Here is a 19,473-nt window from a genome sequence, read left to right on the forward strand (position 1 = left end):
GAACAGTCAAATTATGAACTCATTCATCGAACTCACTGGTGTTAATCAAGACTTGCTCGTTTATTTGGCCATCGATGTTTCGATAGCCATATTATTATTAGGGGCTATGCGTTTCCTTTCAGGACTTAGTGCAAAGGTAAACAGTACTGATGAATTAGCCAAAGAAGATAACTTCGCTTTTGGCATCAGTGTTGCTGGTAGTGTATTAGCGCTAGGCATTGTTCTTACTGGTGCTATTACTGGCGAATCAGCAAGTAGCTATGCTATGGAAGCTATTGGTATGCTGGCATACGGCGGTTATGGTTTAATACTGATTAAAGTAGGTCGTATTATCCATGATAAAATTGCACTGCAGCACTTAGATAAAAATGCACTGATAATAGAGAAAAACTTAACTATAGGTATTATCGACGCCGCTGGTGCTATTGCAACAGCGATAATCATTCGTGCTGTATTACTGTGGGTAGACGGGCTCGATTTAAGTACATTCATTGCTATCACAAGTGGATTTATTGTTGCTCAAACCATGTTAGTCATAATTACTCGACTACGCGAACGACAGTATGCTAAAAACAACCAAGAAGATTGCTTACAAGAAGCGTTAAGTAATGGTCAACTTGCTTTAGCCATTCGTTATAGTGGCCAAGTCATTAGTACCGCTTTAGCGGTAACTGCTGCCAGTCACTTCCTAATTTATAGCCCAGAAACATTAGTCGTCAATTTACTCGGCTGGTTAGTTTTTGGTATCGGGATGACTTTACTTGTTGCTCTACTTTCTGCAATAGCTAAGCGCATCGTGCTTTGGGGAATAAACCTAGTTGAAGAAGTTGATCAACAACATAACATCGGTGTTGCCAGTATTGAAATGGCAACCAGTATCGCTATAGCCTTAATATTAACGGCACTAATGGCCTAATAAAAGTGTTATACCTGTTATCATTCAAGGTGCGTGATTTCAGTGGGAGTTAAAAGTGTTTTAAGCAAGGCATTAATTTTAAACAATGGTTACTCTCTTGTTCAAATTAATAACGCCGCCCAAATCGCTTTTAGCCCCATCGAAGCAGCGTTTGAGCATCATCACTACGTCGTTGCACCTTTTTGTAAGGGAATAAGCATTACTACAAAGGTGCGCCTTGTATTGAAATTGCTCAAGCACTCTGAAACAGGCATCTTGATTGGTAACGGGTATAAACTCACCACCATAGTGCGCTCAGGTGCTGGTGGTGAGCATCATTAAACACTGCATAAACTTCATCTATCACTCTCCTTTTACCTTAATTACTAGTCACTAATACCTATGGCACAAAACACTTTACCTCAAAAGAAGTCTCACCTACTCGACGATATCTTACTTATTCTGACGATGGCTGTTCTAGCAGGCTGTGGGCTAATTTATGAGTATTTACTCTCTCATTACGCCGGTCGAGTGTTAGGCGTGATGGAAAGCACTATCTACACCATGATTGGCTTAATGATAGTGTCGATGGGACTTGGTGCTTTTGCTGCTCGAAAAGTACGTTGTGCTTTTAATGGTTTCGTATGGCTAGAACTTATTATTGCCTTACTGGGTAGCTCTGCCATTTTGATCATTGGTGGTTTAATCGCTATTACGCAAATATTCCCGCAACTGATTGCAGATATGTTATCACTTCCGCCTGATATGAAACCTCAAGGTGGGCTTTTCAAGGATTTAAGTTGGCTAGCGTTTAATAGCCCTTATTTCTTTGGGGTATTACTCGGCTTTTTTATTGGTATGGAGATCCCATTAATTGCTCGCATTCGTGAGAGCATTCACCAGCAACACCTTGCCAATAATTTAGGCACTATTTATGGCGCAGATTATGTTGGTGCTGGTATTGGTGCGGCGATTTGGGTTGTTTTTTTACTGAGTTTAGACATTAGTAAAGCAGCAGCACTCACCGCAAGTTTAAACCTAATTGCCGGTGCTTTTTTTATTCTCCGTTATTGGCAACACCTTAATTGGCGTAAAACCTTTGTTGCTTTACATTGTGCCTTAGCTTTAATTATAGTTTTAATGTTTAGTTATGGTAATCAATGGCTTAATCAAATGAATAGTCTGCTCTATCTTGATAAAGTGGTTCACACCGATAAAACTCGTTATCAACAGTTAACCTTTACCGAACGGCATATGGGTCTTGAGCAAGACAATATAATCAATTTCTATCTAAATGGTCGTTTACAGTTTTCATCTATTGATGAACATATTTATCATGATTACCTTGTTGCCCCCGTAATGGCAGGCTCTGCGCGACATGATAAGATATTAATTATTGGCGGCGGTGACGGTTTAGCGTTAAGAGATGTTTTAAAATACAATCCAAAACACGTGACGCTAATTGATTTAGATAGTGAATTAATTGATATTTTCAAACAACCAAAGAAGCAAGTAAACCCTCGCTTAGCGAGTCAAATTTTACAGTTAAATAAAAATAGTTTACAAGATGAACGAGTCACAATTTATCGTGCTGATGCGTTTATTGCCATTAATCAATTGTTAGAGGATCGACAAACATTCGACGCAATTATTGTAGATTTACCAGACCCAAGTCATCCCGATCTTAACAAACTCTATTCGGTAAACTTTTATGCACGACTTAAGTTGTTGTTATCAGGTGATGGTTTGATTGCAATTCAATCAACTAGCCCTTATCACGCTAAAGACTCTTTTATTGCTATTGGTAATACTTTAGCAGCAGCTAAGTTTTCCCATGTAGAGCAATATCACGATAATGTGCCCAGTTTTGGTGAATGGGGATGGACCATTGCCTCTAAGAGTGGCGCTAGCCCGTTAACAAGATTAAACAAACTAACTAAGCTTCCAGTAGCGCATCAATGGTTAAACTTGGCTATATTAAAGGCTGCTTTCATTTTCCCTAATGATTTTTATCAGAACAAAGATAATATTGGTATTAACATTTTAGGCAGTCATACGATTTATCAATTACACCAAAGCGCTTGGCAAGATCAACAAGGCTTAAATTAATCGATAATACCAAAATGTTTCGCAAAGACAATTGATACAAAGTAACTACAAAGAGTAACAATTAGTTTATAAAAACACCTTGACATAATATGTCAAGATGTTAAATTTAACTCAGACGACATATTATGTCATCTACTTTTTCACTAAAGAAAGGAAGGATAGGAAATACATGAATATTCATACTATAGCCGATCACTTAAACAGCTTGGCAGATAATTCAGACACAGGAATGAGCTTTGATTGCCAACCAATATCTGGCGAAGTCGACGTCCTGCAAATTAGCATTTCAGACCGTGAAGAGTTACCAATTTTTGTTTCGGTAACCGAAGACCAAATTATTTGCATCAGCTACTTATGGGGAGCAGAAGAAGTTAAACCTGAATGTATTCATGCCATGCATGAGAGCATGTTAGAAATGAATATCCCTATGCCCTTATCATCATTTTCAAAAATTGGTGATAAATATGTAGTCTTTGGCGCTTTATCTATCAGTTCAAGCTTTTCAGATGTTGAGCATGAATTAGCAGTGTTAAGCAACAATGCCATAGAAGTGATTGATGATATGAGTGATTACTTACTTTAGTTAAATAACTAATTAAGCGTCACTTTGATTACCCCTAGTTAGGAGTTACTAATGAGTATATTTAAAAAAATAATGACCGCAATACGTGGCGGTGCATCAGAAGCTGGTGAAGCTATCATTGATGCAAATGCAACCCGTATCTTTGAACAAGAAATACGTGATGCTGAAAATCACCTTACCAAAGCAAAACGTGATTTAACAGGTGTTATGGCTGAGCAAATGTCAGCAAAACGTGAAGTTGATCGTTTAACCCGTGAAGTTTCAGAACACGAAGGTTATGCAACACAAGCACTCGAAAAAGGTGATGAAACACTAGCACTTGCTGTAGCAGAAAAAATTGCTACCTTAGAAGGTACCTTAGCCGATCAGCAACAAGCTCACGATAGTTTTAGTGGCAATGCTGAACGTTTGAAAGAGTTAGTTAAGAGAAGTGAGCGTCAAGTTGCCGAGCATAAACGTCAACTTTCTATGGTTAAAACCACTGAAAGTGTACAAAAAGCGACGTCAGCTATTACCGATAACTTTTCATCAAGCAATTCTAAGCTATTAAGTGCGAAAGATTCTTTAGAACGTATTAAAGCTAAGCAACAAAAGTTTGATGACAAAATGAAAGCGGGTGAGTTACTTGAATCTGAAAATTCGGATTCATCATTACAAGCGCAGTTAAAAGCCGCAGGTATTGGCTCACAAGACAATAGCGCTAACTCAGTATTAGAGCGTTTAAAAGCTAAACAAAAGTAACCTTACCTAAGCCAGTTAATTTATTTAACTGGCTTATTTTGTAATGATTACTAAATAAATATGTTGTCTGAGCGGGACTTTATTCATTCATTAGTTTTGTGTTAAACCAATATCCATCCTACTTCAGGTAACCTTATGAGTTTTTTTAAAAAGATATTTAATAAATCATCTAACGAACCAAGAAAATTAACAAATGTTAATCAATTACTGGTTGGTGATATTATTGTTTTGACAGATAGCTTTGCCTTACCTGAGTCGTTGCGTGGACAAGAGTTTCAAGTAAAAGCCGTTAATAGCTATGAATTTGAAGAAAAAGTGCAAACCGAATGGGCCTTAATAGGGACTAACGCACTAGAAATATTTTTATCACTCGAAGTGGATGATATTACCGAGCTCAAATTATCATTAAAAATTCAGCATGAAGATGTCGAAACCTTATTTGACTTAGACAGTTTTTCCGAAGTATTCGATGAACCAGGAGAGGCTTTTTTAGAAAAAAAGGCTGACTCCAATATCACTGCCCTGTGGAGTAGCGAGCAATATCAACAAAGCGTGTTTGCTAAGGTTGGATTTTTTCACCGTAAAGATCACCGTAGTGAGAACCTCTCGGCTTATGAAGGAAAAGATAGCGGGGAGCAATTTGAATTATATAGCTTGTATAATGAAGATCAGAGTAAAGGCATTGATATTGAAGTATGGCAAGATGGCGATACTGAAGTGTGCTTAACTTTATTTAGGCCGCTTAGTGATATAATTGATATGTATCCAGCAAGTTAACCGGAAAGTATTATGGCGAGAAAAATCCCCGATAAATGGCAATCCTCCGTGAAAGCGATAAAAGCGGTGCAGGTCGCTTTTGATATGGATGAAAAGATCCAACTGTCTATTCGTAAACAGGCACTTGATGCTGGTTTAAGTCCTTCGGATCAAATTCGTGATATTTTAGGCTTACCAATCAATAAAAGACCCAAGCGACCACGCTTAACTGTGAGTTTAGCTCCTAGTGACTATCAACTTCTCGCTGATAAATATCAACTACAAGCCGAAGATCAACTAGAAATTAAGAAGAAACTTATGGATGATTTAATCGCTCATATTAATTCGTGCAACCGCGACGAAAAGGAATAGTGATATCAATGTCTAATATCACTAGTTAAAATTCAAATATAACGGCTTTGTGAAAGTTTTTTTTTGTGCCATACTGCAATGAACATGAATAAACAATAACTTCACTTAGGATATCATTATGTTAAAAAAAATTATAGCAGTATCTCTGGCGTTAGCCCTAACAGCTTGTGCCAACACTGATGCACTTGATGCAAATATCACTTCACTAACGAGTAAAGTTGATGCTTTATCAAGCCAAGTTGCAGATTTAGAGTCACAGCAACAATCTGTATCGGCTGATGTTAAAGCAGCAAAAGCAGCAGCTGAGCAAGCAGCAACTGATGCTAAAGCAGCAAATGAACGTATTGATAATGTTGTAGCTTCATATAAAAAATAGTTATTTTTGCTAGCTTATTTAGCAATAGACAATAAAAAAGCACCATATGGTGCTTTTTTATTGTCTATTGCTAGAGTAGTTTATTAATAAAACAGGTTAACCTTTAAGGTTATTTAGCTAGTTCAACAACTAATCCGTGTGGTTTTTCAATAACAGGTAGTAGTTGCTGCCAATATTCACGATTAGTACCAACAAATCGTTGCATCGCTTTAGTTAAAATAACATTGCCTTTAGTTGTCTCAAGATCTGACAACTGTTGATGTATCTCTATTAATTGCTTATCACCATTTTCAAAAGACATTTTTACTGGTTGATTAACGACTCTCACTTTAGTATTTACCGGAACATTATCAAAAAGCCATTTAATATCATCATCATACATTCGAATACAACCTGAGCTAGCGCGCATACCAATACCAAAACGCTTATTAGAACCATGAATTAGGTATTCACTAGTGCCTAGTCGTAAGGCATATTTACCAAAAGGGTTGTTTGGTCCTGCGGGAACTACGTCAGGAAGATACTTTCCATGCTCAGCAAAGTGACGCTCCTGCATTTCTTTGGTTGGACGCCAGTCAGGATCTTTTCTCTTTTCACCAATTACAGTGCTAGTTAACGGTGTAGACAAGCCCTGTCGACCGATACCTACAGGAAAAACATGGACTTTATTTTCTTCTGGTGAATAGTAATATAAGCGTAATTCAGGCAGATTGATGACTATTCCTTTTCGTGAAATAAAGGGTAATAACATTTGATTTGGTATTACCACCTCGGTATCAACTTTAAGTAAAAAGGGGTCATGCTCGGGATTAGCCGCCAATAATGCTAAAAAACCAACATCATATTGCTCAGCTAATTGCTGAAAGTAGTCTCCTTTAACTACAGTATGAATGATAGGTTCACCTATTAGACGCTTGTTCTTACTTTCTATTTCATACACAGTTGCCGTCAAAGGCTTAATAAATATCAGTGCGATAAAGAAGCTTAACGAAGTAACAAGGGATCTTTTATTTTTTATCATGATATTTATGGCCAGTAAGGTTTCATTGTTAAGGCTTTTGCTCTGGACTGATCTAATGCCGTGATTAAATTTTCACTTTTATTGGTTAACCATTGCGTTAATTTATTTTCTTTTTTTGGTAGGTGCTCTAACTGTTGCAGTAATAAGCTCAACGATTGTAACTCAATAATACCCTGTTTAATATCTAACAAAGGCATGTTGAATCTCTTAACAATGTCACTCTCTGGCTCAGCGAACAAGCAACTAAACCAACTTGTAGTTAACAGTGCTCTAATCAATAGACTATGTGCAGTTAAATATAACCCAATAGAGGTAGAGTCTTGTGGTTTTTGCAATTTAACTAATTCATCACTTAATGCTTTAGTGTTATTGGTTAGGTGCTTAGCTGCAAATTCAGCTAATGAGGATGAGTTATCAATTTTAAGCGTCTCATCACTATTTCTTTTAAGTAATAAAGAAAGTAAGTCAACTTGCAGATTATTAAAGCGTTCACTATGCAATAGTTCTAAAACTTGCAGCTCCCTTGGGTAGCGGCTCTGACGCAATTGTAATTTTGTTATCAACTCTTGATTAATTAAGTTCTCTTTTTGATATGAGCTTTGTTTGTTGATTAGTAATTGAATATAACGTGCATTTTCAACCCAATGAATCGTTCGGATAAAATAACTAAGCTCAGTGCGAAGTGCTTTTTCATCTGGAGATAATAGCTCATCAAACAACCAAAACCCTTGTCTAAGTAATATAAGCTGTTCACTTACTTTGCTGAGCATATTAAATGAAGGAACTTCCACATAACTATCAACACAGAGTTGAAGCTGGTTTAACGAAAACTCGATGCCATGAGTGAGAGCGTTATGGAGTGGTATTGTTTTAGGTAAATTAATCATTGAAAGCTCTATTTGCTCAACAATAGCGCTGTTATTAGGCGACTTATTTTCAACATGGGAAGCTAATGTAAGGCTCTCATGATATAAAGCATAACCACGGGCTGCTTTTGTTAACTGTCCAGGTCGTAAAGCTAATTGACTAAATAACAGCTTAGTTAATCCTAATAACGCTCGAGAATCACCGCTGACTAACTCTAATTCTATTTCATATATACGCGGCCTTTTAACATAGTTTTGGCAAGCAACTTCACCACAATCAAATGCAATCTCAATTTGAGCACCTGCAGAGCTAACAAGCCAAATATGACGGGTAAAGTGGGTGGAGAATAGTTCGACAATCTGTTGCTGCAATAGACTAATATCGATATTGGGCTGAAAAATAATATCGGGAAATAGTGAAACAATCGGTTTAGCATCACCAATGTCGACATTATATTCGGGTCGTTGATGCAAACCTGCAATGATGGTGCCTGAGGTTTTTATCGTTTGTTCAAAACGTTTAGTTTCATCAATGCATTTTGTACCACGTGTACGTAAGGCAATTCTATTTTTACGCAGTGTTAGGTCAGCAGTATCAAAGTAATGGTTACTCAACTGCTTCTCCTGATGAACGAAGGTGACGTCGTGTTCAGAGAGTAGTTGGCTTATAGTGGTTTTTATTTTCTCTGGTTTGGTCTGTTCATTGCTATCAAGCAATGAATATTTTAGTTCTATTTCTGTAACCATTATGCCCTAATTTAAGTGTTTACTTATCACTTAACAAGCATACCGTTAGTACATCAATATGCCAATAGCGAGTTCCCCATTATTTGTTGCAAACTTATATAGAATGCGACCTAACCTAAGTAAAACTTAATAGAATGTAACGAAACTTATTGATTAACTTAGTTATCAATCATCGAAAAAGTAAACTTACTCATGGCTTGAGTTAACTTTTGTAGGTAATGAAGTCATTCTTAGCTTGCCATCAAAGCAGCAAACACATAATATCTTGTCTTCTTTGACTTATTTACTACATTGGTTTTTCTATGAATAACGTTATTAACGTCATAGCATTTCTTGCTATAACTTTAGCTAGCTCGCTTTTTATCTCTGCTCAGGCTGCAGAAAACAATTACAAGCAGGGCTATATCTCTGATGAATTATTCATATATATGCATACAGGACCAGGTAAGCAGTTTAGAATTTTGGGTACTATCATTGCGGGTTCAAAAGTTAAAATTACCGGCGCGGTAGACGGTGGTTATAGTGAGATCATAGATAATAAAGATCGAACTGCATGGGTTGAAAATAAATATGTAACCACTCAACCAGGTCTACGTTTTGTTGTTGCCGAACTTAATGGAAAAATAGCTAATAGTAGTGATTATAGTAGCCAGCTTGACGGTGAAGTAAACGAGCTCAAGAGTAAAGTTAACTTATTAACTAATGACAAGAAAAAGCTTTCTGCAGAACTTAAAAAATTGACTACTACATTGGAAAAAACTCAAGCTAAAATTAAAGATCAAGATACCAATATTAAGAAACAATGGTTTTTCAATGGCGCTCTAGTGTTAGGCGTAGGTTTGATTTTAGGCTTGATTTTACCGCGTTTCTTCGCTCGCCGCCGTGGTGCGATGGATAGTTGGTCATAAATTTATAGGTAACACTTAGTACCTCAGATCTCAGTTTGAGGTACTAATAGAAAATCAACTAATCCGTTAACACTTTCTATTTTGCTAAATTAAAATATTGAAAAGCGACATCACTTGCTGCGACCTTACTGAAATTCTGCTTAAATCAGTTTATTATTAATACCCGAATATTCACCTACGCTAGTGCTTTAAGTTCCCTTCTAGGCACTAAAAGTGACTTAATAGACCTGTTAATCTTTCGTAGATCTTCTTTGGACTTAGGTACTAAATACTTGTTATCGACAGTAATGCATCAAGTAGAGTTATTCAAAGCTCAAAAAGTCTAGACTTACAGTGGAATTTAGCAGCCTTAATAAACTGTAAATGATTGCTTAAACCCCAGCTAAGATGAACTCTATTAACATCTCACAACTTTAATAACCCAAGATATCGGCGAATAAAGATCACATATTAAATTGACGTTTCAACTTTTATCCACTCACTAGGTACTATGCCCATTGAGTCAATATAATGAATCCATTTATTAGGACTAATCACTATTTTATTAGGGTTAGCATTTAACCATGCTCCCCACCAACTAAAACTGCTGTTAGCAATAATATTATGTGTACACAAACTCATTAGGTGCATGTCTTGAAAAGACTGTTCGCCGGAATTCCAATCAACAAACCGTACTTTCTCAACATTTATATTTGCTCGACACCAGGTAATATCATCCGAAAAAATAACAAATAGTGGCTTCTCTACTAAGCCTTCAATTTCTTTAATCGCATTCTGATAATAAGGTAAATCACATATGCCACCCAAAGCTTTATGTTTTAAATAATCGCCTCGTCGTATATGTACCGCAACTGTTTCATTCTCAGAGATTTCCTGATGCAGCGCTAAACTCTTAGGCTCAGTAAACTCTGGAAAGGTAAGTTTGTCTCTAATCTCGCTGGCAATCGAATTAAAGTATTGTGGGTTTTGCCATGAGCCACGGTAATAAATAGAAGTGTCTTTAGTACCTAAATCAACTTCTTGATAAGAGAAATGTAAATGTTTTTTCTCTTTAATATATGTACGTGGGATAAATGGAGTATATTTTTTTATTTCTTTGAGTAACTTAGTGAAAATATTTTTAGTGCTTTGCACCGCAAGCTTTTCTTCTGCAGAACAATAGTTTTCATTTAAATTAAAAATACGCTCTAGTTCATAACCATTATGCAGTTCATAACTCGCCATATCATGAATATCTAACTTAGTCGTTTCATTAAATTTATGTTTAACTGCCAAATAAAATGCATATTGAAACAACTGGTTACCAAAACCACCACACACTCTTACTACTTTCATACGCTAAACTGCCTAGTTATGATTTACATATAGCCGTATATTAACAGCCATTACTTTTACTACAAAGTGAAGACCTATTTTATTGACACTTATTGCACAATAAAACCAAGATTTACCCTGTAATTATCGTTATAATCAGTAAAAATCACTTGATATAAATTCCCCCCTTTTCAAGGAACGTTAACATGACAACAAAGAAAGTGGCTCTAATTACCGGTATTACTGGGCAAGATGGTTCATATTTAGCGGAGCTTTTATTAGAAAAAGGTTATGAGGTACATGGTATTAAACGTCGTTCATCTTCATTAAATACCGAGCGAATTGATCATATATATCAAGATAATCATGAAAAGAATCAAAAATTTTTCCTTCATTATGGTGATTTAACCGACTCATCAAACTTAACCCGTATATTAAAAGATGTTCAACCTGATGAAGTCTATAATTTAGGTGCTCAATCTCACGTCGCTGTATCATTCGAATGCCCCGAATATACTGCCGATGTTGATGCCATTGGTACCTTGCGACTACTTGAATCTATTAGATTTTTAGGCCTAGAAAAGAAGACTAAATTTTATCAAGCCTCTACTTCCGAGTTATATGGTGAAGTGCAAGAAATACCACAATCAGAAACGACGCCCTTTCATCCTCGCTCCCCTTATGCTGTTGCCAAAATGTATGCTTACTGGATAGTGGTAAATTATCGTGAGTCTTATGGTATGTACGCCTGTAACGGTATTTTGTTTAACCATGAATCTCCTCGTCGTGGTGAAACGTTTGTGACCAGAAAGATTACTCGCGCGATTGCAAATATTGCTCAAGGTTTAGAGTCATGTTTATACTTAGGTAATATGGATGCATTGCGTGATTGGGGACATGCAAAAGATTATGTGCGAATGCAATGGATGATGTTACAACAAGAACATCCTGATGATTTTGTTATTGCCACAGGTAAGCAAATTAGTGTTCGTGAATTTGTAACTTTGTCAGCACTTGAAGCAGGTATAGAGCTAACGTTTAGTGGTGAAGGTTTAGATGAAGTAGCACGAGTAACTAAAATTATCGGAGATAACGCCCCAGCATTAAGCGTTGGAGATATCATGGTTAAAGTTGATCCACGATATTTCCGCCCTGCTGAAGTTGAAACTCTGTTAGGTGATCCATCTAAAGCGAAAGAAAAACTAGGCTGGGTACCACAAATTACAGTGGAAAAAATGTGTAGTGAAATGGTCGCTAACGATCTCAGTAAAGCAAAACAACACGCCATTTTAAAAGCACATGGCTACCAAAATTCGACTAGCGTAGAATAACGCAAGGACATCAATGAAAATTTTATTAACTGGTGCTAATGGCATGGTCGGCAAGAATATCCTTGAACTTGCCAGTAAGCATCAACATACTTTTCTTACTCCAAGTAGCAAAGTACTAAATTTACTCGATGCAGCTTCAACACAAGCATATTTAGTTGAACATAAACCCGACATGATTATTCATGCTGCAGGTGTTGTTGGTGGTATTCAGGCCAATATGGCGCATCCCGTCAAATTTTTAGTTGATAACATGCAGATGGGACTAAACATCCTTAACTCGGCTAAAAATTGTGGCATAAAGCAATTTTTAAATTTAAGCAGCTCATGCATGTATCCTCGAGATGCTTTAAATCCGTTATCCGAAGAATTAATTCTTAAAGGCGAATTAGAACCTACCAACGAAGGTTATGCATTAGCAAAAATTGCCTCAACCCGTTTATGTGAATACATCAGCCACGAAGAACCAGAATTATTATATAAGACCATTATTCCTTGTAATTTATATGGCCGTCATGACAAGTTTTCTCCTCATAACTCCCATATGATCCCTGCCGTTATTCGAAAGGTTATTGATGCAAAGCAAAAAGATTTAACTGAAATAGATATTTGGGGCGATGGTAAAGCAAGGCGTGAATTTATGTATGCCGGCGATTTGGCTGATTTTATTTTTTACGCTATAGCAAACTTTTCCCGTATGCCACAAAACCTTAACGTAGGGTTAGGCGAAGATTTCACAATTAATGATTATTATCAACGTATTGCAGAGATTATTGGCTTTTCAGGTACCTTTAAACATGATTTAACTAAACCTGTCGGTATGAAGCAAAAATTAATAGATGATAACAAACTTAATGCCTTTGGCTGGTCTTACAAAACGGACTTAACAGAAGGCCTAAAGAATACAGTGCAGTTTTTTTTAAGTGAACAAAATTTAAGTGAGCAAGCTAATGACTAATTATTCTCTGGCCAGCAGTACATGGGATGAGCGTGAATTTGGCGCAATTCAAAAAGTAATAGATTCAGACATGTTTACTATGGGTAAGCACGTTGCACAATACGAAAAAAACTTTGCTGATTTTTTCGGTTCAAAATATTCAGTTATGGTGAGTTCTGGCTCTACCGCTAACTTATTAATGATAGCCTCACTATTTTTTACTAAGAATCCTGCGCTTAAATTACAACGTGGTGACGAAATTATTGTCCCCGTAGTTTCATGGTCAACTACTTATTTCCCACTGCAACAATATGGGCTAAAAGTTAAGTTTGTCGATATTGACCGCAAAACACTCAATATCGACTTAGAAAAACTAACAGCAGCAATTACTGACAAAACTAAAGCGATACTGTCGGTAAACTTACTCGGTAATCCAAATGACTACGCCAAAATGAATGATATTATTGGCGACCGCGACATTTTTATTCTCGAAGATAACTGTGAGTCTATGGGCGCCACGATAGAGGGTAAACAAGCAGGGACTTTTGGAGTTATGGGCACATTTAGCTCATTTTTTTCGCATCATATCGCCACGATGGAAGGTGGTTGTATTGTTACTGATGACGAAGAGCTTTATCATATATTACTCTGTATTCGTGCTCATGGATGGACCAGAAACTTACCTAAATTTAATAAAGTGAGTGGTGAAAAAAGTGATGATCCCTTTGAAGAGTCATTCAAATTTATGTTACCCGGTTACAATGCTAGGCCTTTAGAAATGAGTGGTGCATTAGGTATTGAACAGCTTAAAAAACTACCTAGCTTTATTGATATCCGACAAAAAAATGCACGTTTATTTCAAGACTTGTTTGCTAATCATGCCTACATAGAAATTCAACAAGAAACCGGCAAAAGTAGTTGGTTTGGTTTTTCTTTAGTGCTGAAAGAAAATGCACCGTACAGCCGAGCAGAATTAGTAAAATTATTAACTGAAAATGGTATTGAATGCCGTCCCATTGTAACGGGAAATTTTCTAAAGAATACTCAGGTTCTAGAGTATTTTGATTATGAAGTGTCAGGCACCGTAGAAGTAGCAGAATATATCGACCAACATGGTTTATTTGTTGGTAATCATCAAAATGATATTGAAAAAGAAATTAAACTGCTCGCTAAGGTATTGTTATAAAATTATGACTAACTTTAAATATCATCAGACAATAGCGTGGTAATACACATACGCTTCAATCAATCCTATACAGATGATTTGTCGAATAGCTGAAGCTTTTATCGGCTTAAATTTAAGGTTAACAAGGAAATAAATGAAAATTTTAATCATTCCAAATCGTGGTCGCTCATATAACGCAGTTCGTCCAGAAGCTGAGTGTTACATAGCCTTAGCAGAAGCTGGTCATGACATTACTGTAATATCTAGTGATACTAATGCTTATATTGATAGATACAAAAAGTCTAAAGTTAAGTTTATTGAGTTGAAAACACTTAAAAAGCATAGCTGGGCTGTAATCAAACAAATTCGTCAATATATCAAAGCCAATAACATAGATATTGTTTACGCTACTGAATCAAAGGGCATTCCCAATGCCGCTTTTGCTTGTATAGGAACCAAGGCCAAATTGGTCGTTTATCGTGGTACCTCTGGCGGGATGTATAAAACGGATCCTAGTAATTACTTATGCATGTTACATCCACGTATTAACGGAGTTATTGGTGTTTCAAGCGCAGTTTCAGCTAATGTTAGAGAAAAAGTAAGAGGCACAATTAAAGCTAACGTTGAAACTATATATAAAGGCCACGATCTAAGTTGGTATAAAGAAGATGCTGCTGATTTAGTCAGCTTGGGCAGTAATAAAAAGTATTTCAACATACTGTGTGTCGGAAGCCCTAGACATCATAAGGGCACTCACATATTGCTTGATGCAGCCAAAGAGCTCAATGATATAGAAGATTTACGCATTATTTTAGTGGGTGATAATTTAGATAAGCAGGCTTTTATTGATCAAATCAATAATTCAGGTATGAGCGAACATATTTTACAACCAGGCTTTAGAAGTGATGTGCCCGCTATAGCTAAAGCATGTGACTTGCTGATACTACCTTCACTAAGTAAAGAAGGTTTAACACGGACAGTATTAGAGTCTCTATCAAATGGAACACCTGTTGTTTCATCAGCCAATGATGGTGTAGTAGAAACTATAGAAAATGGCTTTAATGGTTACCTCGTGCCTATTGGTGATGTACAAGCTATGGCGGATAAAATTAGAATGCTTTATAACGATAGAGTGTTGTTGGAAAAATTATCTAATCGTGCTCAAGATATTATTAAAGACAAAATGTCACACCACAAAACGGTGACACATATGGAAGCTTATTTTGAGAAAATAATAGCTCAAAACTAAGTCATTTAGCCTTAAAGATTAAAGCTGTTATAAAAAAAGGGGATGATAAACATCCCCTTTAACTTTCTTTTAAATATGATAACCAGATTAAACTAAGTCAAACATAATCTATACTTGATAAAAATCGCGATACCAATTGACAAAATTATCAACACCTTGGCTAACACTCATAGCAGGTTTGTAGCCTGTAGTATTAAAAAGGTCATCCACATCAGCATACGTTTGATAGACATCACCCGGTTGCATCGGCATTAAGTTTTGTTTAGCTTTAATACCAATAGAGTCTTCCAATGATTCAATAAACTCAGTCAATTTGACTGGATTACCATTACCAATATTATAAAGCTGATAAGGTGCAGTACTTTGCGCAGCACTGCCAGTTTCTACCTGCCAGTCTTTATTTCCCTGTGGAATAATATTTTGAACACGTAAAATACCTTCAACAATGTCATCGATATAGGTAAAGTCTCGACGCATATCACCATTATTGTAAACATCAATACTGTCACCGTTAATTATGGCTTTAGTAAACTTGAACAAAGCCATATCAGGACGTCCCCATGGCCCATAAACAGTAAAAAATCGTAATCCCGTAGTCGGTACGCCATATAAATGAGAATAAGTATGCGACATTAATTCATTCGACTTTTTAGTAGCCGCGTACAAAGAAATAGGATGTTCAACACTATCAGAGGTAGCGAAAGGTACTTTGTTATTTAAACCGTATACAGAACTCGATGATGCATAAACAAGATGTTCGACCTTATTATTTCGACACCCTTCTAAAATAGTGAGATGGCCCACTAAATTACTATCAGCATAGGCCATAGGGTTATCAATAGAGTAACGAACTCCAGCTTGTGCAGCTAAATGAATCACACGTTCAAATTTTTGTTGTGAAAAAAGCTCAGCAACACCTTCTCTGTCTGCAAGGTCTAACTTTACAAAACTAAATAAACTTTCAGCTTCTAATACTTTTAATCGAGCCAGCTTCAAATTTACATCGTAATAGTCATTCAAATTATCTAGGCCTACAACTTGATGGCCCGCTTCGCATAAACGTTGAACAACATGAAAGCCAATAAAACCAGCTGCGCCTGTAACTAAATATTTCAATATCTTATCCTTTTCCATAATACGTTTACGTTAATCTGAGCCAAACAAATCACGTGTATAGATTTTACTTGCTACATCCATTAATTCATCGGCCATCCGGTTTGAAACGATCACATCTGATTTTTCTTTAAATTCTGATAAATTATTAAAAACGGGTGAATGAAAGAATTCAGCTTCATCTAACTCAGGCTCATAAATAATAACCTCAATGCCTTTAGCTTTAATACGCTTTAAAATTCCCTGAATTGATGAAGCTCTAAAATTATCTGAGCCTGTTTTCATAATCAGGCGATATACACCTACAACTTTAGGGTTGCGCTTAATAATACTATCAGCAATAAAGTCTTTGCGAGTTGTGTTCGCATCTACAATGGCTCTAATTAAATTATTTGGTACGTCTCGATAGTTTGCTAATAACTGTTTTGTATCTTTTGGTAAGCAATAACCACCATAACCAAATGAAGGATTATTATAATGAGAGCCGATACGAGGATCTAAACCAACCCCTTCAATAATCTGTCTAGAATTAAGTTCATGTGCTTCAGCATAACTATCAAGTTCATTGAAAAACGAGACGCGCATCGCTAAATAGGTATTAGAAAATAATTTAACCGCTTCAGCCTCTGTTGCATCAGTGAAGAGCACCTCAATATCTTCTTTTATTGCCCCCTGTTTTAACAAGTTAGCAAACGTTTTTGCTCGTGCTGATTTTTCACCTACAATGATACGTGATGGGTGCAGATTATCATAAAGCGCTTTACCTTCACGTAAAAATTCAGGTGAAAATAGTATGTTTTCACAAGACAACTCGCTTTTAATACTTTGAGTAAAACCAACGGGCACGGTCGATTTAATCACAATAGTTGCTTCAGAATTAATGGCAATCACAGATTTAATAACCGCTTCAACAGAAGAGGTATCGAAGTAGTTATTCTCAACATCATAATCAGTGGGCGTGGCCACAATAACAAAATCAGCACCTTCAAATGCCAAGTTTGGATCTAAAGTAGCGCAAAAGTTTAACGACTCTTTAGTTAAGAAATATTCTATTTCTTTATCAACTATCGGTGATTTTTTGTTATTTAATAAAGCTATCTTATTTTCATCAATATCAAGCGCAATCACTTCATTATGCTGCGCTAGCAACATTGCATTAGATAAGCCAACGTAACCCGTTCCGACAATTGCTATTTTCAATTTTTTCTCCATTGCGGCATTGTTAACATTTTAATAATGAGAAGGTTACCAACGCCAATAAGTTATTTTATGCAATTTTAATTATTTTTATTATATCACTGGTTTTTTTGTAGGGATAATTTTCTATATAACATGTCATCCAATATAGCTAAAACAACTCTATTTATTGAAAAAGAACACAGAGCTGATATGAATCATTCTATGAAATATAAAACTAACGTTTACTCTTGATAGGTATTATTAAAGTGACGCCATAATTAGATAAGTCGAGCTAGCAATTACACTTTTTGATAGGTAAAATGTTTTCTTTCGTCTAACTGTGAATATTAGCTTGTTAAATTTACTTAAAATTTTATTTTTTCTTGTCATAACCTTTTCTACCGTAATATTATCTAGTATTAACAGTTATGCTAAAGGACCATCTCCATACTTACCATTGCAAATGGAGCCGTTAATTGAGCTTGAATTACAACGTTTAGCAACGGTAGCCAAGTTACCACTCTTAACAAAACCTTATCATGCCGCAACCGTAAATCGTTACTTAAAAACGGTAGTAGACAGCCACCCTATCTTATATCGTCGCATTAATAATTACTTAAAACGTTATAAAAAAACTGCTGCACTAACCCATGCTTCAGTACAATTAAATTATGCCAATCAAGAGAATATTGTTTTACCCAATCAGCGAGGTCAAATGGCTGATGCCAATTATCAAGCCAGTTTTAGTAGTTTTTGGCAAGCGAACCAATATGTGATCATCAATGCTGGCGGCATATATTACGAAAACGGTGATTACCTTAGAAACAATAGTTTTATTTCTTTTGGTGCTGATGTTTTTCAAGTTGATATCGGTTATCGAGAGCATTGGATTTCTCCATTTCAAGAGAGTTCGGTGCTTTTATCAACGCAAGCAAAACCACCGCTTAGTGTAACAATTAGCAATCCAAAACTAATGACTGATTTTAATATAAAGTATGAAATGTCCATTGGTTTATTAGATGAGCAAAGTGATATCAAATTTGATAAAGACAAACCGCCAGTTTCTGGTGAACCTGCGCTACTTACCATGCATTTTAGCGCTCAACCTTTTGATTGGTGGACAATTGGCTTTAACCGTACTTTTGTTTTTGCAGGTGGCGAAGATAGTGTTTCCTTAGGCGACATTTGGAATGCCATAATAGACCCCGTTAATAGTGATAACTGTGGTGGTGATGGTACGGATTTACAAGACTGCAGCGAAGAGTTTGGTAACCAGCAAGCCTCTATTAGCAATAAATTTGATCTTAATTGGTTTGATGTCCCCTTTAGCTTATATTACGAATATGCAGGCGAAGATACCAACAATTACAGTAATTATAAATTGGCTAATTTAGCCAACAGTTTTGGTTTGTTTTTACCTTATCTTGGCGACTCATTATCATTAAATATGGAATTCACTACTTTTCAAAGCGCATGGTACACCCACCATATCTATGGTGAAGGTTATAGTAATGATGGCGTGAAAATGGGGCATTGGTGGGGTAGCATGAAAGACCCTAAAGATAGTGTTGGTGGTGAAGCTGGCAGTATTCGACTTGATTGGCAAAACAGTGGTGACTCTCAAGTATCATTTTTATATCGAACTGCTAACTTTAATCAATCAAACTATGCTGATTACCAGCAATCACATGAATTAGAAATGAAGTATCACAAAGTAATTGACACAAATTTCTTAACTCTAAAGTTATATTTAGGTAGAAGTAATTTAGGTGATAATTTTGTACAAACTGGCATATCATATACTTGGTAGGTTA

General features: G+C 36.2%; 19 protein-coding genes. 14 read left to right on the top strand and 5 right to left on the bottom strand.

What is annotated here, in order from left to right; all coding sequences use genetic code 11:
* Positions 1-13: 13 nt before the first annotated feature.
* The 8 genes from CXF79_RS18800 (at position 14) to CXF79_RS18830 (ending at position 5,832) form a co-directional block, all read left to right on the top strand.
* Positions 14-916 (top strand): DUF350 domain-containing protein, encoded by a 903-nt coding sequence (locus CXF79_RS18800; protein ID WP_011044919.1) that lies wholly within the window; start codon positions 14-16, stop codon positions 914-916.
* A 42-nt stretch (positions 917-958) separates the two neighbouring features.
* Positions 959-1,237: a hypothetical protein gene (locus tag CXF79_RS23430; RefSeq protein ID WP_157825902.1), complete on the top strand. Its 279-nt coding sequence runs from the start codon at positions 959-961 to the stop codon at positions 1,235-1,237.
* Between the two features lie 60 nt (positions 1,238-1,297).
* Positions 1,298-3,004: a polyamine aminopropyltransferase gene (locus tag CXF79_RS18805; protein WP_011044921.1), complete on the top strand. Its 1,707-nt coding sequence runs from the start codon at positions 1,298-1,300 to the stop codon at positions 3,002-3,004.
* A gap of 169 nt (positions 3,005-3,173) precedes the next feature.
* The gene (locus CXF79_RS18810) at positions 3,174-3,587 is read left to right on the top strand and encodes a YjfI family protein (protein ID WP_011044922.1); all 414 of its coding nucleotides are present in this window, start codon (positions 3,174-3,176) and stop codon (positions 3,585-3,587) included.
* 51 nt (positions 3,588-3,638) lie between these two features.
* A complete protein-coding gene (locus tag CXF79_RS18815; protein ID WP_011044923.1) occupies positions 3,639-4,328 on the top strand; it encodes a PspA/IM30 family protein in 690 nt (229 codons plus the stop codon).
* A 135-nt stretch (positions 4,329-4,463) separates the two neighbouring features.
* Positions 4,464-5,105 carry a hypothetical protein gene (locus CXF79_RS18820; protein ID WP_101157136.1) on the top strand — a complete coding sequence of 214 codons (642 nt, stop codon included), beginning with the start codon at positions 4,464-4,466 and terminating at the stop codon, positions 5,103-5,105.
* A 12-nt stretch (positions 5,106-5,117) separates the two neighbouring features.
* On the top strand, positions 5,118-5,456 hold the full coding sequence (locus CXF79_RS18825; protein ID WP_011044925.1) for a hypothetical protein: 339 nt from the start codon (positions 5,118-5,120) through the stop codon (positions 5,454-5,456).
* Positions 5,457-5,574: 118 nt separating this feature from the next.
* Positions 5,575-5,832 (top strand): Lpp/OprI family alanine-zipper lipoprotein, encoded by a 258-nt coding sequence (locus tag CXF79_RS18830; protein ID WP_011044926.1) that lies wholly within the window; start codon positions 5,575-5,577, stop codon positions 5,830-5,832.
* A gap of 109 nt (positions 5,833-5,941) precedes the next feature.
* Here the strand turns inward: CXF79_RS18830 and CXF79_RS18835 are convergent, their stop codons facing one another.
* Both CXF79_RS18835 and CXF79_RS18840 read right to left on the bottom strand, forming a co-directional pair.
* A complete protein-coding gene (locus CXF79_RS18835; protein WP_101157138.1) occupies positions 5,942-6,853 on the bottom strand; it encodes a L,D-transpeptidase family protein in 912 nt (303 codons plus the stop codon).
* 5 nt (positions 6,854-6,858) lie between these two features.
* Positions 6,859-8,466: a CYTH domain-containing protein gene (locus CXF79_RS18840; RefSeq protein WP_101157140.1), complete on the bottom strand. Its 1,608-nt coding sequence runs from the start codon at positions 8,464-8,466 to the stop codon at positions 6,859-6,861.
* A gap of 302 nt (positions 8,467-8,768) precedes the next feature.
* On the opposite strand from CXF79_RS18840, the gene CXF79_RS18845 reads away from it, so the two are divergent.
* On the top strand, positions 8,769-9,374 hold the full coding sequence (locus tag CXF79_RS18845) for a TIGR04211 family SH3 domain-containing protein (RefSeq protein WP_011044929.1): 606 nt from the start codon (positions 8,769-8,771) through the stop codon (positions 9,372-9,374).
* A gap of 450 nt (positions 9,375-9,824) precedes the next feature.
* Here the strand turns inward: CXF79_RS18845 and CXF79_RS18850 are convergent, their stop codons facing one another.
* Positions 9,825-10,709, bottom strand: a complete 885-nt coding sequence (locus tag CXF79_RS18850; protein WP_101157143.1) for an alpha-1,2-fucosyltransferase — start codon at positions 10,707-10,709, stop codon at positions 9,825-9,827.
* A 185-nt stretch (positions 10,710-10,894) separates the two neighbouring features.
* On the opposite strand from CXF79_RS18850, the gene gmd reads away from it, so the two are divergent.
* From gmd to CXF79_RS18870, 4 genes are all read left to right on the top strand, one after another.
* Positions 10,895-12,019, top strand: a complete 1,125-nt coding sequence (gmd, locus tag CXF79_RS18855) for a GDP-mannose 4,6-dehydratase (protein ID WP_101157145.1) — start codon at positions 10,895-10,897, stop codon at positions 12,017-12,019.
* 13 nt (positions 12,020-12,032) lie between these two features.
* Positions 12,033-12,974, top strand: coding sequence for a GDP-L-fucose synthase family protein (locus CXF79_RS18860; protein WP_011044932.1), 942 nt, complete (start codon positions 12,033-12,035; stop codon positions 12,972-12,974).
* Positions 12,967-14,139, top strand: coding sequence for a DegT/DnrJ/EryC1/StrS family aminotransferase (locus CXF79_RS18865; protein ID WP_101157147.1), 1,173 nt, complete (start codon positions 12,967-12,969; stop codon positions 14,137-14,139). The genes CXF79_RS18860 and CXF79_RS18865 overlap by 8 nt, the downstream gene beginning before the upstream one ends.
* Positions 14,140-14,272: 133 nt before the next feature.
* Positions 14,273-15,367, top strand: a complete 1,095-nt coding sequence (locus CXF79_RS18870; protein ID WP_101157149.1) for a glycosyltransferase family 4 protein — start codon at positions 14,273-14,275, stop codon at positions 15,365-15,367.
* Between the two features lie 108 nt (positions 15,368-15,475).
* Here CXF79_RS18870 and CXF79_RS18875 read toward each other — a convergent pair whose 3' ends face one another.
* Both CXF79_RS18875 and CXF79_RS18880 read right to left on the bottom strand, forming a co-directional pair.
* Positions 15,476-16,483, bottom strand: coding sequence for an NAD-dependent epimerase (locus tag CXF79_RS18875; RefSeq protein ID WP_101157151.1), 1,008 nt, complete (start codon positions 16,481-16,483; stop codon positions 15,476-15,478).
* 30 nt (positions 16,484-16,513) lie between these two features.
* On the bottom strand, positions 16,514-17,680 hold the full coding sequence (locus CXF79_RS18880; protein ID WP_101157153.1) for a nucleotide sugar dehydrogenase: 1,167 nt from the start codon (positions 17,678-17,680) through the stop codon (positions 16,514-16,516).
* Positions 17,681-18,011: 331 nt separating this feature from the next.
* Here CXF79_RS18880 and CXF79_RS18885 point away from each other — a divergent pair, with 331 nt between their 5' ends.
* Positions 18,012-19,469 (top strand): capsule assembly Wzi family protein, encoded by a 1,458-nt coding sequence (locus tag CXF79_RS18885; protein WP_157825903.1) that lies wholly within the window; start codon positions 18,012-18,014, stop codon positions 19,467-19,469.
* Positions 19,470-19,473: the final 4 nt, after the last annotated feature.

This window comes from Colwellia sp. Bg11-28 (assembly GCF_002836245.1).
Taxonomy (GTDB): Bacteria; Pseudomonadota; Gammaproteobacteria; order Enterobacterales; family Alteromonadaceae; genus Colwellia; species Colwellia psychrerythraea_A.

Bases quoted from the DNA above. Each gene is read 5' to 3' on its own strand.
- CXF79_RS18810 (WP_011044922.1), top strand. From the start codon at position 3,174: ATGAATATTCATACTATAGCCGATCACTTAAACAGCTTGGCAGATAAT.
- CXF79_RS18835 (WP_101157138.1), bottom strand. From the start codon at position 6,853: ATGATAAAAAATAAAAGATCCCTTGTTACTTCGTTAAGCTTCTTTATC.
- CXF79_RS18840 (WP_101157140.1), bottom strand. From the start codon at position 8,466: ATGGTTACAGAAATAGAACTAAAATATTCATTGCTTGATAGCAATGAA.
- CXF79_RS18825 (WP_011044925.1), top strand. From the start codon at position 5,118: ATGGCGAGAAAAATCCCCGATAAATGGCAATCCTCCGTGAAAGCGATA.
- CXF79_RS18845 (WP_011044929.1), top strand. From the start codon at position 8,769: ATGAATAACGTTATTAACGTCATAGCATTTCTTGCTATAACTTTAGCT.
- CXF79_RS18860 (WP_011044932.1), top strand. From the start codon at position 12,033: ATGAAAATTTTATTAACTGGTGCTAATGGCATGGTCGGCAAGAATATC.
- CXF79_RS18800 (WP_011044919.1), top strand. From the start codon at position 14: ATGAACTCATTCATCGAACTCACTGGTGTTAATCAAGACTTGCTCGTT.
- CXF79_RS18830 (WP_011044926.1), top strand. From the start codon at position 5,575: ATGTTAAAAAAAATTATAGCAGTATCTCTGGCGTTAGCCCTAACAGCT.
- CXF79_RS18850 (WP_101157143.1), bottom strand. From the start codon at position 10,709: ATGAAAGTAGTAAGAGTGTGTGGTGGTTTTGGTAACCAGTTGTTTCAA.
- CXF79_RS18820 (WP_101157136.1), top strand. From the start codon at position 4,464: ATGAGTTTTTTTAAAAAGATATTTAATAAATCATCTAACGAACCAAGA.
- CXF79_RS18815 (WP_011044923.1), top strand. From the start codon at position 3,639: ATGAGTATATTTAAAAAAATAATGACCGCAATACGTGGCGGTGCATCA.
- CXF79_RS18865 (WP_101157147.1), top strand. From the start codon at position 12,967: ATGACTAATTATTCTCTGGCCAGCAGTACATGGGATGAGCGTGAATTT.
- CXF79_RS18805 (WP_011044921.1), top strand. From the start codon at position 1,298: ATGGCACAAAACACTTTACCTCAAAAGAAGTCTCACCTACTCGACGAT.
- gmd (WP_101157145.1), top strand. From the start codon at position 10,895: ATGACAACAAAGAAAGTGGCTCTAATTACCGGTATTACTGGGCAAGAT.
- CXF79_RS18870 (WP_101157149.1), top strand. From the start codon at position 14,273: ATGAAAATTTTAATCATTCCAAATCGTGGTCGCTCATATAACGCAGTT.